At 70.2% G+C, this 12959-nt stretch carries 12 protein-coding genes; 6 read left to right on the forward strand and 6 right to left on the reverse strand.

Annotated features, from left to right (window positions below):
- Positions 1-65 precede the first annotated feature (65 nt).
- Complete coding sequence (locus HZB25_11285) at positions 66-761, reverse strand: ribonuclease H-like domain-containing protein (GenBank protein ID MBI5837821.1); 696 nt, start codon at positions 759-761, stop codon at positions 66-68.
- Positions 762-1326: 565 nt separating this feature from the next.
- Here HZB25_11285 and HZB25_11290 point away from each other — a divergent pair.
- From HZB25_11290 to HZB25_11310, 5 genes are all read left to right on the forward strand, one after another.
- A complete protein-coding gene (locus HZB25_11290; GenBank protein MBI5837822.1) occupies positions 1327-2130 on the forward strand; it encodes a sugar transferase in 804 nt (267 codons plus the stop codon).
- Positions 2131-2290: 160 nt separating this feature from the next.
- Complete coding sequence (locus tag HZB25_11295) at positions 2291-3850, forward strand: glycosyltransferase family 39 protein (GenBank protein ID MBI5837823.1); 1560 nt, start codon at positions 2291-2293, stop codon at positions 3848-3850.
- Between the two features lie 10 nt (positions 3851-3860).
- A complete protein-coding gene (locus HZB25_11300; GenBank protein ID MBI5837824.1) occupies positions 3861-4259 on the forward strand; it encodes an EamA family transporter in 399 nt (132 codons plus the stop codon).
- 7 nt (positions 4260-4266) lie between these two features.
- The gene (locus tag HZB25_11305) at positions 4267-5037 is read left to right on the forward strand and encodes a glycosyltransferase family 2 protein (protein MBI5837825.1); all 771 of its coding nucleotides are present in this window, start codon (positions 4267-4269) and stop codon (positions 5035-5037) included.
- Positions 5034-5408 (forward strand): DUF2304 domain-containing protein, encoded by a 375-nt coding sequence (locus HZB25_11310; protein MBI5837826.1) that lies wholly within the window; start codon positions 5034-5036, stop codon positions 5406-5408. Before HZB25_11305 ends, HZB25_11310 begins: the two co-directional genes overlap by 4 nt.
- Here the strand turns inward: HZB25_11310 and HZB25_11315 are convergent.
- From HZB25_11315 to HZB25_11335, 5 genes are all read right to left on the reverse strand, one after another.
- Complete coding sequence (locus HZB25_11315; GenBank protein ID MBI5837827.1) at positions 5405-6595, reverse strand: ATP-grasp domain-containing protein; 1191 nt, start codon at positions 6593-6595, stop codon at positions 5405-5407. The two genes, HZB25_11310 and HZB25_11315, sit on opposite strands and share 4 nt — an antisense overlap.
- Positions 6592-7146, reverse strand: a complete 555-nt coding sequence (locus HZB25_11320) for a GNAT family N-acetyltransferase (GenBank protein ID MBI5837828.1) — start codon at positions 7144-7146, stop codon at positions 6592-6594. The genes HZB25_11315 and HZB25_11320 overlap by 4 nt, the downstream gene beginning before the upstream one ends.
- Positions 7109-8386 carry a glycosyltransferase family 39 protein gene (locus HZB25_11325; protein MBI5837829.1) on the reverse strand — a complete coding sequence of 426 codons (1278 nt, stop codon included), beginning with the start codon at positions 8384-8386 and terminating at the stop codon, positions 7109-7111. Before HZB25_11325 ends, HZB25_11320 begins: the two co-directional genes overlap by 38 nt.
- Positions 8359-9453: a DegT/DnrJ/EryC1/StrS family aminotransferase gene (locus tag HZB25_11330; protein MBI5837830.1), complete on the reverse strand. Its 1095-nt coding sequence runs from the start codon at positions 9451-9453 to the stop codon at positions 8359-8361. Before HZB25_11330 ends, HZB25_11325 begins: the two co-directional genes overlap by 28 nt.
- A 166-nt stretch (positions 9454-9619) precedes the next feature.
- Positions 9620-10615 carry an NAD(P)-dependent oxidoreductase gene (locus HZB25_11335; GenBank protein MBI5837831.1) on the reverse strand — a complete coding sequence of 332 codons (996 nt, stop codon included), beginning with the start codon at positions 10613-10615 and terminating at the stop codon, positions 9620-9622.
- Positions 10616-11014: 399 nt separating this feature from the next.
- On the opposite strand from HZB25_11335, the gene asnB reads away from it, so the two are divergent.
- Positions 11015-12931: an asparagine synthase (glutamine-hydrolyzing) gene (gene asnB / locus HZB25_11340; GenBank protein ID MBI5837832.1), complete on the forward strand. Its 1917-nt coding sequence runs from the start codon at positions 11015-11017 to the stop codon at positions 12929-12931.
- Positions 12932-12959 lie beyond the last annotated feature (28 nt).

The raw sequence follows: 12959 nt of genomic DNA on the forward strand, positions 1-12959 counted from the left end.
GCCACGGGAGGGTGGAAGGTTAGAATCGGGCGCGAAATGGGCGCTCCGGGGCGGATTGGCCCGCCTCAGGGGTTCATGGAGTCCCGCCAGCGGCGGTACAGCTCGGCGGTGGCGCGGACGTCGCCGTGGCAGTAGCGGGCGATGTCCGCCCCGCGGCCCTCGGCCCACATGGACTGCACCATGTTCCCGTGCATCTCCGCGGTCTTGGGGCTCTCGATGCCGAACATCCGGCACGCGAGGTCCAGGTTCACCCTCCAGCGGGCGGCGCCCTGGAACTTGAGCTGGTCCATGAGATCCACGTGGACGTCGCCGCGGTACCGGTTGCCGAGGATATCCCGGGAAGGCTTCACGCCCAGGATTCCCGAGCGCACCAGCAGGAAGGGCACGTCGAAGGAGCGGCCGTTGAAGGTGACGAAGGGCAACCGGGAATCCCGTCCCCCGGTCTCGTCAGGGCGGCGGCTCACGGTGCTCCAGAAGCGCTCCAGCAACTCGCGCTCGTCGGCCGCGGAGATCCACGCCAGGCCGTCGCCGGCAGGCGCCGCCTGGCTTCCGCAGCGGGCCACCACCACGCCTTTGTCCTTCTCGACGTGGTGGAACGCCACGCACACGATCTGCGCGGTGAAGGGGCTGAGCCCGGTGCGCCCCTTCTCCTCCTCCTGGGCGCCGGGAGTCTCGCAGTAGCGCAGCAGGAACTCCTGCGCGCTCTCCGGAAGCTGATCGAAGGGAGTCCCCACGGTTTCAATGTCGAAGACCAGCGCCATGATCGTCTCTCCGGGTGATGTCCGGCAGGGCCGGGGGGTGGAGGGGCGCGCCCCGGCCGCTGCGGGTGGTGCCGCGGCGATCTCCAGGGCAGCATAGTCCCAACGGCTGCCGGCTGGACAGGGGGATTCCTCCCGGCCAGGCGCGTTACCATGCTGCCCGCCATCCTGTAACGCACGCAGGCATAGGCGATTCCAGAGGTTGATTCATTACGGACTTGACTTCTTCTTGAGAGGGATCTATACTCTTTTCAGTCGAAACCACGCAGGTGTCGCGTGGTCCTTCCGAAAACCAGTTGGAGGGCCCGAGCATAGGCCGATCTGCTACCGGGTACCACGTTGGGCTCCAGGACGTGCGGGAGCGAATGTCGCTCTCAAGCCTCCTGCAGTCACTCAACGACGACAGTCATGGCCACAGGCGCAACCTCTCCCGAGCCTCGAATGTCTTGGAGGCATGCTCTGGCTCCCAAGGTGGTCCCCTGCGCAGGTGCCTGGTGCCGGCTGTCCGACCCTTCGGGGTCGACTTCGATGGTGAGCCTCGGGAGTTGCGTGTGGGGTAGTGTGCCCCATGGCAGCTCCGTTTTTGTTGCGCCGGCAGCCATCGCAGCGTGTGCACCCACGGGAGCGTGACACCATGCTTGAGCATCCGACCGGGTCCGCCTTGCTCGACTCCCAGCCCGACGTGCGACGCCGGGGCCCCCAGGCCGCAACCGCCGGGGTGCTCGCCAGGGAGCACGTTCTGCCCACCACGCTCGCCTACCGGCAGGGGTTCTACCTCCGCTACGGCAAGCGCCTCTTCGATCTCGCAGCCTGCACCCTCGGGATGATCGTCGTGGGCCCGGTGATGCTCGTCCTGGGAATCCTGATCAAGCTCGACTCCCCCGGTCCCATGTTCTACCGCTCCCGCCGCACCGGGCTCGGGGGCCGGCTGTTCACCTTCTACAAGCTCCGCTCCATGCACGTCGGCGCGCACCTGCGCCGCTCCGAGCTGTGGCACCTCAACGAGGCCGACGGGCCGATCTTCAAGGTGCGCAAGGACCCCCGCGTCACCCGGATCGGCCGCTGGCTGCGCCACACCAGCCTGGACGAACTGCCGCAGTTGCTGAACGTGCTCAAGGGCGACATGAGCCTGGTGGGCCCGCGCCCGCCGCTGCCCGAGGAAGTGGAGCACTACGAGCCGTGGCAGCTGCGGCGCCTGGATGTGAAGCCGGGCATCACCTGCCTGTGGCAGATCAGCGGGCGCAGCCGCCTGGGCTTCGACGAGTGGATGCGGCTGGATCTCGAGTACATCCGCCACCGCTCGCTGGCGCTGGACCTCAAGATCCTGGTGCGCACGATTCCCGCCGTGCTGTCGCGCGAGGGAGCGTACTGACGGCCCGACCGGGCGCCGCGGTTGACATCCCCGGCGTGGCGGGCCACGCTGGGCGCGGCAAGTACACACTCAGGGCTGCCCCGGTGAGCCCGGCCCCCCCGCCGAGCGAGGATCGAGATCTGGCCGCGTCCCGACCGTTCCAGGACCATAACCAGGCCCCATGACCCAGACCCAGAACCAGCCCCCGCAGCCTCGGAGTCTGCCCGGCCCCGGCCTCGCCTGGCTGTTGCTGGGCCTTGCCACGCTGCTGCGCTTCTACCACCTCGGTCGCCAGAGCATCTGGGTGGACGAATACACCTCCTTCCTGTGCGCCAACCCCTACGGCACCCTGAGCTTCGCCGACCTGTGGGAGAACCTCCACGGGCCGCTGCACGCCGTGGCGGTCAACGCGATGGTGCGCTGGCTCGGGATGACCACGCTGGCGCTGCGGCTGCCCACGGCCATCGCGGGAGCGCTCACCGTGGGGGTGGTGTACCGCGTCGCGGAGCGGGCCCTGGGGCGCGGGGGGCTGCTCGCGGCGGCGCTGGCGGCGTTCTCCCCGTTCCTCATCTGGTACTCGCAGGAGGCCCGCAACTACGCCTTCGTGGTGCTCTTCGCCGCCACCGCCACGTGGGCGTGGGTGGAGATCCTCCAGACCCGGCGGCTGGCGTGGTGGGGGGTGTACGTGGCGGCGTGCGTCGCGGGGATCCTGTCCAATCTCTCCATGCTGTTCGTGATCGCCGCCCATTTCGGCCACTGGGCCTACATGGCGTGGCGCGAACGACGAGCCTTCCGGGCCGTGCGGCCCTGGACGTGGTACGTGCTGCTGGTGGTGGCCGCGGTGAGTCCGTGGCTGTGGCAGCTGTCCCAGGCGGTGGACTGGCGCATCCTGTTCATGCACGTGCCGGCCTCCGACAGGCTGGAGCGGGCCGTGGGCATGACCTGGCTGGCGGTGCCCTATACCTTCTTCACGTTCTGCCTGGGGTTTTCCATGGGACCGTCCCCGCGCGAGCTGCACGGGGCGCGGAGTCTCCCGGTGTTCGCCCACCACCTGTGGTGGATGATCCCCGCGGCGGTTTTCTTCGCCTGGCTCACCGTGCGGGGCATCCAGCGGCTCTCACGGCGGCGCAACGCGTTCGTGCTGGTGATGTGCTGGCTGTTCGTGCCGCTGGTGCTCACGCTCTACATCACCATGCGCAACGTGAAGGTGTTCAACCCCCGCTACGTGGCGGTGAGCCTGCCGGCCCTGTTCCTGGTGTGGACCGAGGCGCTGCTGACGCTGCGCCGGCGCTGGGTGGCGTGGGCTGCGGGGGTCGTCCTGGCCGCCTTCTGGGGGGCGGCGCTCTTTCAGCACTACTACGACCCCGCCTATGACAAGGACGACGTCCGTGGCGCCGGCGCCTACGTGGCCCGACACTGGAAAGAGGGCGACTTCGTGCTCACCGCCGGGGCGGCCACACCGATCCGCTTCTACCTGCCGCGGCACTACCCCTCGGGTCATTTCTGGCTGGGGTTCGCCGCCGACACGGTGCGACTGGAGCCCAACTTCCGGAGATTCCTCCCGCCGGCCGGTGGCAGGGTGTGGGTGGTGAGCGGCCGGCCGCGCTGGTATGACCCGGACGACAACTTCCAGCGCTTCATGGAGCGCCGCAAGCCGCTGGACCGGCAGGAGTTCCTTGGGTGTACGGTATACCTGCTGGGCAACGATTCATCTGGAGTCTCCGGGCCTGTGGGCCGATAATCGCGGGGTCATGGACACACGTCTCGAAGGGTCGCTGGATGCGCGCGGAATGCTGCTGCTGGGGGTCGTGCTGGTCGGCCTGGTAGGCAGCCAATTGTGCGTGAAGGCCGGCCTGGAGCGGGCCGGAGGCGTGAGTTTCGGAGGCCCCCAGCCCCTGGCCGGGGTCTTGCGGGTCATGGCCCAGCCGCTGTTCTGGGCCGGGCTGGCGCTCACGGGCATGGCCTCGGTGGTGTGGCTGGGAGTGCTCTCGCGCCTCAGTCTCTCGGTGGCCTACCCGCTGCTCAGCCTGAGCTACGTGCTGATGCTCTTCGCCGCCCGGTGGCTCTACAAGGAGCCCATCACCTGGCCGAAGCTCGCGGGTGTCCTGCTGGTGTGCTGCGGAGTGGCCCTCCTGGGCCGCCGGGGGTGAGATGGGAGTGAGCGGTCTGGGAGCCCCCGCCACGGAGTCCCGCTGGAGTCCCCCCGCCGGCACGCGCGTGCTGGTGATGATGCCCGGGTACAATGAAGAGCGCAACATCGGGCCGAGCATCGCCGCGGTGCGCCGGGATGCTCCGTACGCGGACATCCTGGTGGTGGACGACGGATCGAGGGACGCGACTTCCCGGGTGGCCCGCGAGGCCGGGGCCATGGTGGTCCCGCTGCCGGTCAACCTCGGCATCTTCGACGCCATCCACACGGCGTTCATCTACGCCCACCGGGCCGGTTACGACGCGGCGGTGCAGGTGGACGCGGACGGGCAGCACCAGCCCTCCGAGATTCCGGCCATCCTGGTCCCGGTGCTGAAGGGGGAGGCCGACGTGGTGATCGGCTCGCGCTACCTCGAGGACCGCGGGTACCGGACCCCGGTGTCGCGCCGCCTGGGGATGATCCTGTTCGCGGGCGTCACCTCCCTGCTGATCGGCCGGCGCGTGACCGACACCACCTGCGGCTTCCGGGCGTACAGCCGGGAGGCCATCGCCGCCTTCGCACAGGAGACGGGCGTGGAGGCCCTGGATGCCGTCGGGCTGGTGATCCTGGGGCGGGCCGGATACCGCATCTCCGAGGTGCCGGCCACGGTGCACACCCGGCTCACGGGCAAGAGCAGCATCAACTTCCTCCGCTCGCTGGTGTATCCGTTCAACGGCCTGCTCTCGCTGATCCCGGTGCTGCTCAACCGCAAGTACGTGAAAGCGAGGCCGACGCGGTGATCATCGAGCGCTACAAGGAACTCGCGCTGCTGGTCTGCCTGGGGCTGGTCCTGGTCATCCTGGAACTGGTCCGGCGCAAGCGGCTCGGGGTGCGCTATTCGCTGGTGTGGCTGGGGGTGACCGTCGGCATGGCGGTGATGGCGCTGTGGGACGGGATGCTGGACCTGGTGCGCCGGTCCATCGGGGCCACCCAGCTCAGCTCCACGCTGTTCTTCCTGGGGATCATCTTCTCGCTGGTGATCCTGCTGCACTTCTCGATCAAGATCTCCGAGTTCTCCCAGCAGATCCGGATGCTCGCCAAGGAAATCGGACTGCTCAAGGCCCGGGGAGGGCCCGGCAGTCCCCCCGATCCGCCGGAGCCCGGGGCCTAGGGACGCGTGGCGATCCTGAGCCGGGCGAGGGACTTCTCGGCGCGGGAGGCGGCCTCGTCCGGGGTGGAACCGGTGGCCACCACGTGGCCCACGCGGCTCAGGCTGTTCTCCAGCGGCGGAACCCTGCCGCCGGGCTTCAGGTCCAGCACCCAGTCGGTCACGCCTTCCACGGCGCGGGACTCCGCGGCGCCCTCGATCGCGACCACCGCGCCCGGTTCCGGCAGGAAGTAGCGGATGGCGGCGCCGCGCGAAAAGCGGCGGGACACGTCCGGGACTTCGCCCAGCGCCACGCGGATCGCACCCGCGAAGATGTCCACGCCGGTCGCGAGCGGCACCAGGTCCGAAGTGATGCGGTCCCCGCCCAGCCGCGCGCCGATCTCCATGATCCGCGGGCCCTGCGCCCCGAGCTTGATCTCGGTGTGGGTGGCGGCCTGGTCGATCCCCAGCGCCTCCACGCCCATGCGGGCGGCTTCCAGGATCTGCGCCTGCGCCCCGTCGGGAAGGCGCGACACCTCGGTGTGGCCGGTCTCCACGAAGTAGGGCGGGCCGCTGGTGAGCTTGTCGGTGATGGCCACCAGGTGCGTCTCGCCCTCCCACGTCAGCCCCTCCACGCTCACCTCGGGGCCCTCCACGTACTCCTCGCACACCAGCACGCCGGTTCGCGACACAGCCTGCGCGCGCTTCCAGGCCAGGTCCAGTTCGTCGGGCCGCGTCACCCGCGTCACGCCCTTGCTGCCCACGCCGTCCACGGGCTTCACGATCACGGGAAAGCCCAGCCGGCCCGCGGCCGCGCTCAACTCGTCCTCCGACGCCACGCGGCGCGCCCGGGGGGCCGGCGCGCCGAAGCGGGCGAAGGCCTCCCGCATGCGGAACTTGTCGGTGGCGCGCTCGGCGGCCTCGGGCGAGAGCCCGGGCAGTCCCAGGGCGTGGGCCACGGCGGCCACGGTGCGCACGGCGTGGTCGGTGCACACGCTCACCACGCCGCGCACCTCCTCGGCGCGGGCCAGCTCCAGGGCCGCGGCGGCGTCCCGGATGTCGGCCGCCACGGCGCGGTCGGCCAGGCGCATGCCCGGGGCGGCGGGGTTGGCGTCCATCACCACGGTGCGCAGGCCGAGGCGGCGCGCTGCCTCCACCGCGGGGACCTGCAGCGGCCCCGCGCCCAGGAGCAGGATGGAACGGGGACTCACGGGTTCCGGACGATGGCGAGCACGTGCGTGTCGTGGTAGCGGCCGTCGCGCCACACGTCGTCCACGAGCACCCCCTCGGGCATGAAGCCGCAGCGCTGGAAGGCCTTCAAGGCCCGCTCGTTGTAGGAGAAGACCCGCACCCACACGCGGTGCAGGTTCATGCGCTCGAAGCCGAACTTCACCAGCTCGTGGATGGCGGCGGTGCCCAGCCCGGCGTTCTGCTTGCTCTTGTCGCCCACGTAGATCCAGAGCTCGGCCTTGCGCGGCACGGACTGGATGTCGCGGAAGCCCGCGTTGCCCACGTGGCGCCCCCCGTCGGTCTCCAGCGCGAACGCCCGCTGCGTGGGATCGTGCAGCATCCTGCGGTACCATTCGTCCTCTTCCACCGAGGAGATGGGAAAGAGCGTGCCGGTGAAGCGGGTGATCTCGGGGTCGTTGACCCACAGCAGGGCGCGGCCCAGGTCGCCGGGTTCCAGGGCGCGCAGGCGCACCGCGGGGCCGGTTCGGGGGGCCTCAGGAGCTGCGGGCCGGCCGGCGGGCTGGCTCTTCATTCTGGGAATCCTCCATGCGGAATGCGAATCGCCACAGGGTCCAGGCGGCGACCGCGAGGATACAGGGTTCCACCGGCACGCGGTAGCGGATGGAAACCCCGAACATCGCGTTGGCCAGCCCCCACGAGAGCGGCACCAGCACCCACAGCGCCGGCAGCCGGCCGCCGCGGCGCAGCAGCGGCCACGCGCCCAGCAGCGCCAGCAGCAGCACCGGCCCGCTGGTCACGCCCACCACGATGCGGGCCAGGAAGGAGTTGTGCCCGTGCCGCGTGAACGTGGTGGGATAGAAGTCGAAGAAGTGCCCCAGGCGCTTCATGTAGAAGTACAGCGCGCGGCCCGGCTGCGTCCGGATGAACTCCATGGCGTGGCGGAAGTACACGCCGTTCTCGTCGCCGGTGCGGGCGATCTCGGCCTGGATCTCGGGGGTGTACACGCGGGGCAGGATCGAGAGCTCCTTGCAGTCCGGGTCGGCGTTGGGGTTGTTGGCGAAGAAGAGTATCTGGGAGCCCACCGTGGCGATGGGGATGAAGCGCTTCTCGACGACGTAGTTGCGCGCCACCCACGGGGCGATGGCCAGGGCGCAGCAGAGCGCCACCGCGGCGATCTCGGCCAGCGCCCGGGCGCGGAATCCCCGGGCCCACCACAGCCACCCGGCCACCACCGGGCTGACGGTGAGCACCGTGGGCACGGTGAGCGCGGTCAGCCCCATGCACAGCCCGGCGGCGGCGGCGCGCGCCAGCGAGGGGCGCTGCACGTGGTCGGACAGCAGGTTCAGGCAGCCCAGCAGCAGGAACAGCGCCAGGCTCTGCGGGTACAGCGTGCCCGCCGTATAGACCACCAGCGGGTAGAGCGCCAGCATCCACGCCGCGAGCGCGCCCGCGCCGGGGGAGAAGCGCCGCACCAGCCGGTACAGCAGCCACACCGAGGCCGCCGACAGGCAGGCCTGGAACAGCCGCGCCGCGAGCAGGGACACCCCGGTGGCGTGGAACAGCAGCCCCAGCGTGTAGTACTGGCCGGGCGGAATGAGGGTGAAGCCGTGCGGGCCGAGCCACTGGTTCTCGGACACGCGGGCGGCGTGCGCGAAGTAGGCGCGCTCGTCGGACCAGTGGAGTCGCGACCCGAACAGGGCCGCAGACGCCACGCGGACGAGCAAGCCCGTCAGCGCCGCCCACGCGGCGGCGCGGCGGGCGCCGCGCTCCTCCGCGAGCCGCCTCAGGAAGCGCGGCGTTTCCAGTGGCAAAGCTTGAGCACCGCCTTCGCGACATCCTGCACGTCGGAAGGCGTCATGCGCGGGTAGAGGGGGAGGGAAATCTCGCGTTCGTACACCCACTCCGCCACCGGGAACTGGCCGGCGCGGAAGCCCAGCCGGTCGCGGTAGTGCGGGTGGAGGTGCACCGGGATGAAGTTGACGGTGGTGCCCACGTTCTCCGCCTTGAGGGCCTCGATGAACCCGCCGCGGTCCACGGTCAGCTGCTCCGGGCGGATCAGCAGCGGGTAAAGGTGCCGGGCGTGGCGGACCGGTCCCGTCACCACCGGGGTGATCAGCGCGGGGTGGCCCGCGAAAGCGTCGTCGAAGGCGCGCGCGTAGCGCTCCCGGGTGGTGGTGAAGCCCTCCAGGCGCCGCAGCTGGTGGATGCCGATGGCGGCCGCGGGATCGGTGAGGTTGTACTTGTAGCCGGGGGCCACCACCTCGTAGTACCACGAGCCCGCGTTGGTGAAGCGCTTCCATGCGTCCTTGGACATGCCGTGCAGCGCCAGGACGCGGATGCGGTCGGCCAGCTCGTCGTCGTCGGTGGTCACCGCCCCGCCCTCGCCGGTGGTCATGTTCTTGGTGGGGTAGAAGCTGAAGCAGGTGGCGTCCGAGAGCGCGCCGATCTTGCGGCCCTTGTACTCGGCGCTGATCGCGTGCGCCGCGTCCTCCACCACCTTGATCCCGCGGGGCGCCGCCAGGGCGTGCAGCGCGTCCAGGTCGCACGGGTAGCCGGCGAAGTGCACCGGCAGGATGACCTTGGTGCGCGGCGTCAGCGCCGCTTCCACGGCCTTCGGGTCGATGTTCATCGTCTCGCGCTCGATGTCGGCGAACACCACCGTCGCGCCCAGGTGCAGCACCACGTTGGCCGTGGAGCAGAAGGTGAGCGGCGAGGTGATCACTTCGTCGCCGGGCCCCACGCCCAGGGCGGCGAGCGCCAGGTGGAGTGCGCCGGTGCACGAGTTGAGCGGGATGGCGTGCTTCGCCCCGACGTAGGCGCGCAGGTCCTCGGCGAATCTCTGGGTCCGCGGGCCGGTGGTGAGCCAGCCGGACTCCATGGCGGCCAGCACCTCCTGCTTCTCCTCCTCGCCGATCAGCGGCAGGCCGAAGGGCAGGAACTTGTCCCGGACGGGCGGACCGCCGTCCACGGCGGGCTTTTCGAACTCGGTGGTGGGCAAAGGATACCTCGGGGTTCCGTGGACCGGGCTCCGGCGGGGCCGGGGCCTACTTGTACATGTACTTCACGTTGTAGTAGCGGTCGTCCAGGTAGTTGGCGATCGCACCCGACTCCAGCAGCTTCGCCGTCTCCAGCACCCCCTGCGCCACGGTGTGGTGCACCTCGAAGCCCAGCACGTGGCGGGCCTTGTCGAAGGCGACGTGGTAGCTGCGCTTGTCGGGGCTGTCCTTGACCATCTCGATGCCCACGCCGGGCAGCGTGCGCGCCACGATCTCGCCCAGCTCGCGGATCTTGTAGTTCTGGTCGTTGCTGCCGATGTTGAATACCTCGTTGCGGGCCCGGTCCTCGGGCGCCTCCATGCAGGCGATCAGGCCGCGGGCCGCGTCCTGCACGTGCACGTTGGGCCGCCACTGGTCGCCGCCGAAGACGCGCACCTTCTTGTCGTAGTGGGCCTTGGCCGACATGATGTTCACCACCAGGTCGAACCGCATGCGCCGCGAGACGCCGTACACGGTGGCGAAGCGCACGATGGTGGGCACGGTGCGGGAGCCCTCGAATCCGCGCAGGATCACCTGCTCGGAGCGCAGGTTGGTCTCGGCATACAGCGAGACCGGGTTCACCAGCGAGCCCTCGTTGAGCACGTAGTCGTCGGCCGCGCCGTACACCGAGCAGGTGGAGGCGAACACGAAGCGCTTCACGCTGGCGTACTTGGCCACCTCGACCATGATCTTGGTGGCCTCGTAGTTGATGGTGTGGGTGGCCTCGGTGTCCAGCTCGCACGCGGGGTCGCCCACGATCCCGGCCAGGTGGATGACTCCGTGGCAGCCCTTGGTGGCCGCCACCACGTCCTCGACATGGCGGATGTCGCCGCGGATCAGTTCCAGCCTGTCGGAACCGTCCATCAGCGGCTTCAGGGCCTCGTCGCCGAACAGCAGGCTGTCCAGCACCCGCACCGAGTAGCCCTTTTCCAGGAGCATGCGGACGCAGTGAGAGCCGATGAACCCGGCGCCGCCGGTGACCATGATCTTCATCTTGGCAGCCATGATTTCTCCGAGAGAGGGTTGGAACGCATCGATGCTCGAGAATCCATCGGCCCGGGCGGGGCGGAACTTCTGCGGCCGCAGGCCGTTCGAGGTGCACTGGGCGACAGCGGGGCGTCGGAAAGCCACCTAACTCTAACACGCAAAGGGGCCTACCGCAACCGGGGCGGGGGGTTCCCGGGAACCGCCGGGAGGGCCCTGGTGTCTGGGCATTGCGGGGCAAGTTCCGATGTGATAGCGTGATAGGGCTTTCGAGCCGCCCCGGCACGACCGCCCCCGCATGCCCCGGGCCTCAGTTTCCAGCCGCGGCAGGCCGACAACCCGAAGGACCGGTGCCGCGCCCCGTGGCGGCCCGGCCCGCCGGCCGGGCGGCACCGGCCCGATTCCAACCCAGGACCCTCCATGTGCGGGATTTGCGGCCTCATCGACCTGCGTGAGAAGCCCCACCTCGACCCGTCCACCTTCCGGCGGATGCGGGACGTCATGGCCCACCGGGGCCCCGACGACGAGGGGGAATTCGCGCGCGGGCCGGCCTACCTGGGCTTTCGCCGCCTGAGCATCGTGGACCTGGCCGGCGGCCACCAGCCCATGCCCAACGAGGACCAGACGCTGTGGCTGGTCTTCAATGGCGAGATCTACAACCACGAGGAACTGCGCGCGGAGCTGGAGCCCAAGGGCCACGTCTACCGCAGCCGGGCCGACAGCGAGAGCATCCTGCACGGCTACGAGGAGTGGGGACCGGACGTGGTCCACCGCCTGCGCGGGATGTTCGCGCTGGCCATCTACGACACGCGCACCGGGCGGCTGTTCGCCGCCCGCGACCGGCTGGGCGTCAAGCCGCTGTATTTCTACCACCACGGGCCGTTCCTGGCCTTCGCCTCCGAGATCAAGTCGCTCCTGGTGCACCCGGACGTGCCGCGCGAGGCGGACCGGGTGGCGGTCTCGGACTACCTGACCTACCGCTACGTCCCCGGCCCCGACACGATCTTCCGCGGCATCCGCAAACTGTTGCCCGGCCACCGGCTCACGTTCCACGAGGGGCAGCTGGCGGAGGAGCCCTACTGGGATCTCGACGGCAGCTACCGCGAGCGCTACCGGGGCAGCTACGACGACGCCTACGCCCGCGTGAAGGAGCTGGTGACCCAGTCGGTGAAGCTGCGCCTGATGAGCGACGTGCCGCTGGGCGCGCTGCTCTCCGGCGGGGTGGACTCCTCCGTGGTGGTGGGCGTGATGGCCGGACTCATGGACCGCCCGGTGGACACCTACTCGGTGGGCTTCCGCGCCCGCGGCAACTACAGCGAGCTCAAGTATGCGCGCATGGTGGCGGAGCGGTTCGGGACCCGCCACCACGAGCTGGAGGTGGGGGAGGAGGACGTGCTGGAGGTGCTGCCGAGGCTGGTGTGGCACCAGGACGAGCCGGTCACCGAACCCTCGGCGCTGCCCACGTACCTGATCTCGCGCGCCGCGCGGCGGGACGTGACCGTGGTCCTGACCGGCGAGGGCGGCGACGAGCTCTTCGCGGGTTACGCCAAGTACGCGCACGACCGGTTCGCCGGGCTCTACTCCGCGGTGCCCGCCCCCGTGCGCCGCGTGCTGCTGGACCGCCTGGGCTCGCGCGGGCGGCGGCTGCACGTCGCCGAGCGCAGCCTCAGCATCCGCGACGAGGCGGAGCGCTGGAGCAGCTGGTTCGCCGGCTTCGACGCCCCGGAGAAGCAGGCGCTGCTGACCCCGGAGTTCGCGCGGGAGACGGCCTCCTCGCCCTCCAGCCGCATCTTCGCCGGCTACGTGGAGAAGGTCGCGGGGGAGCCGCCCCTGCACCAGATGCTGTACACCGACACCAAGGTGTGGCTGCCCGACGACCTGCTGATGAAGATGGACCGGATGAGCATGGGCGCCTCCCTCGAGGCGCGCGTGCCGCTGCTCGACCACAAGCTGGCGGAGTTCGCCGCCACGCTGCCGCCCGGCTTCAAGCTGCGCGGGCTGCGCGGGAAGCGGATGCTCAAGCAGTGGGCGCGCGAGATGCTGCCGCGCGAGGTGGTGGAGCGGCGCAAGGTGGGCTTCACCGTGCCGGTGGGCGAGTGGTTCCGCGGGGGGCTGCGCGAGCCGCTGCGCGACGCGCTGCTCTCGCCCCGCGCGCGCGCGCGCGGCTATTTCAACACCGCGCGGGTGGAGATCCTGGTGCAGGAACACCTTTCGGGCGCGCGCGACCACGCGCGGGCCCTGTGGACGCTGATGCAGCTGGAAGCGTGGCACCGGCAGTTCGTGGACGTGGCCAGCGTGACGGACGCGGCCCCGGCCGAGCTCGAGCTGAGCGCCTGAGCCGCCGGGAACGCATGGGGAGGATGGC

It is taken from the genome of Candidatus Eisenbacteria bacterium (genome assembly GCA_016235265.1).
Lineage (GTDB): Bacteria > Eisenbacteria > RBG-16-71-46 > RBG-16-71-46 > JACRLI01 > JACRLI01.

Bases quoted from the DNA above. Each gene is read 5' to 3' on its own strand.
- HZB25_11285 (MBI5837821.1), bottom strand. From the start codon at position 761: ATGGCGCTGGTCTTCGACATTGAAACCGTGGGGACTCCCTTCGATCAG.
- HZB25_11290 (MBI5837822.1), top strand. From the start codon at position 1,327: ATGGCAGCTCCGTTTTTGTTGCGCCGGCAGCCATCGCAGCGTGTGCAC.
- HZB25_11295 (MBI5837823.1), top strand. From the start codon at position 2,291: ATGACCCAGACCCAGAACCAGCCCCCGCAGCCTCGGAGTCTGCCCGGC.
- HZB25_11300 (MBI5837824.1), top strand. From the start codon at position 3,861: ATGGACACACGTCTCGAAGGGTCGCTGGATGCGCGCGGAATGCTGCTG.
- HZB25_11320 (MBI5837828.1), bottom strand. From the start codon at position 7,146: ATGAAGAGCCAGCCCGCCGGCCGGCCCGCAGCTCCTGAGGCCCCCCGA.
- HZB25_11330 (MBI5837830.1), bottom strand. From the start codon at position 9,453: ATGGAGTCCGGCTGGCTCACCACCGGCCCGCGGACCCAGAGATTCGCC.
- HZB25_11335 (MBI5837831.1), bottom strand. From the start codon at position 10,615: ATGGCTGCCAAGATGAAGATCATGGTCACCGGCGGCGCCGGGTTCATC.
- asnB (MBI5837832.1), top strand. From the start codon at position 11,015: ATGTGCGGGATTTGCGGCCTCATCGACCTGCGTGAGAAGCCCCACCTC.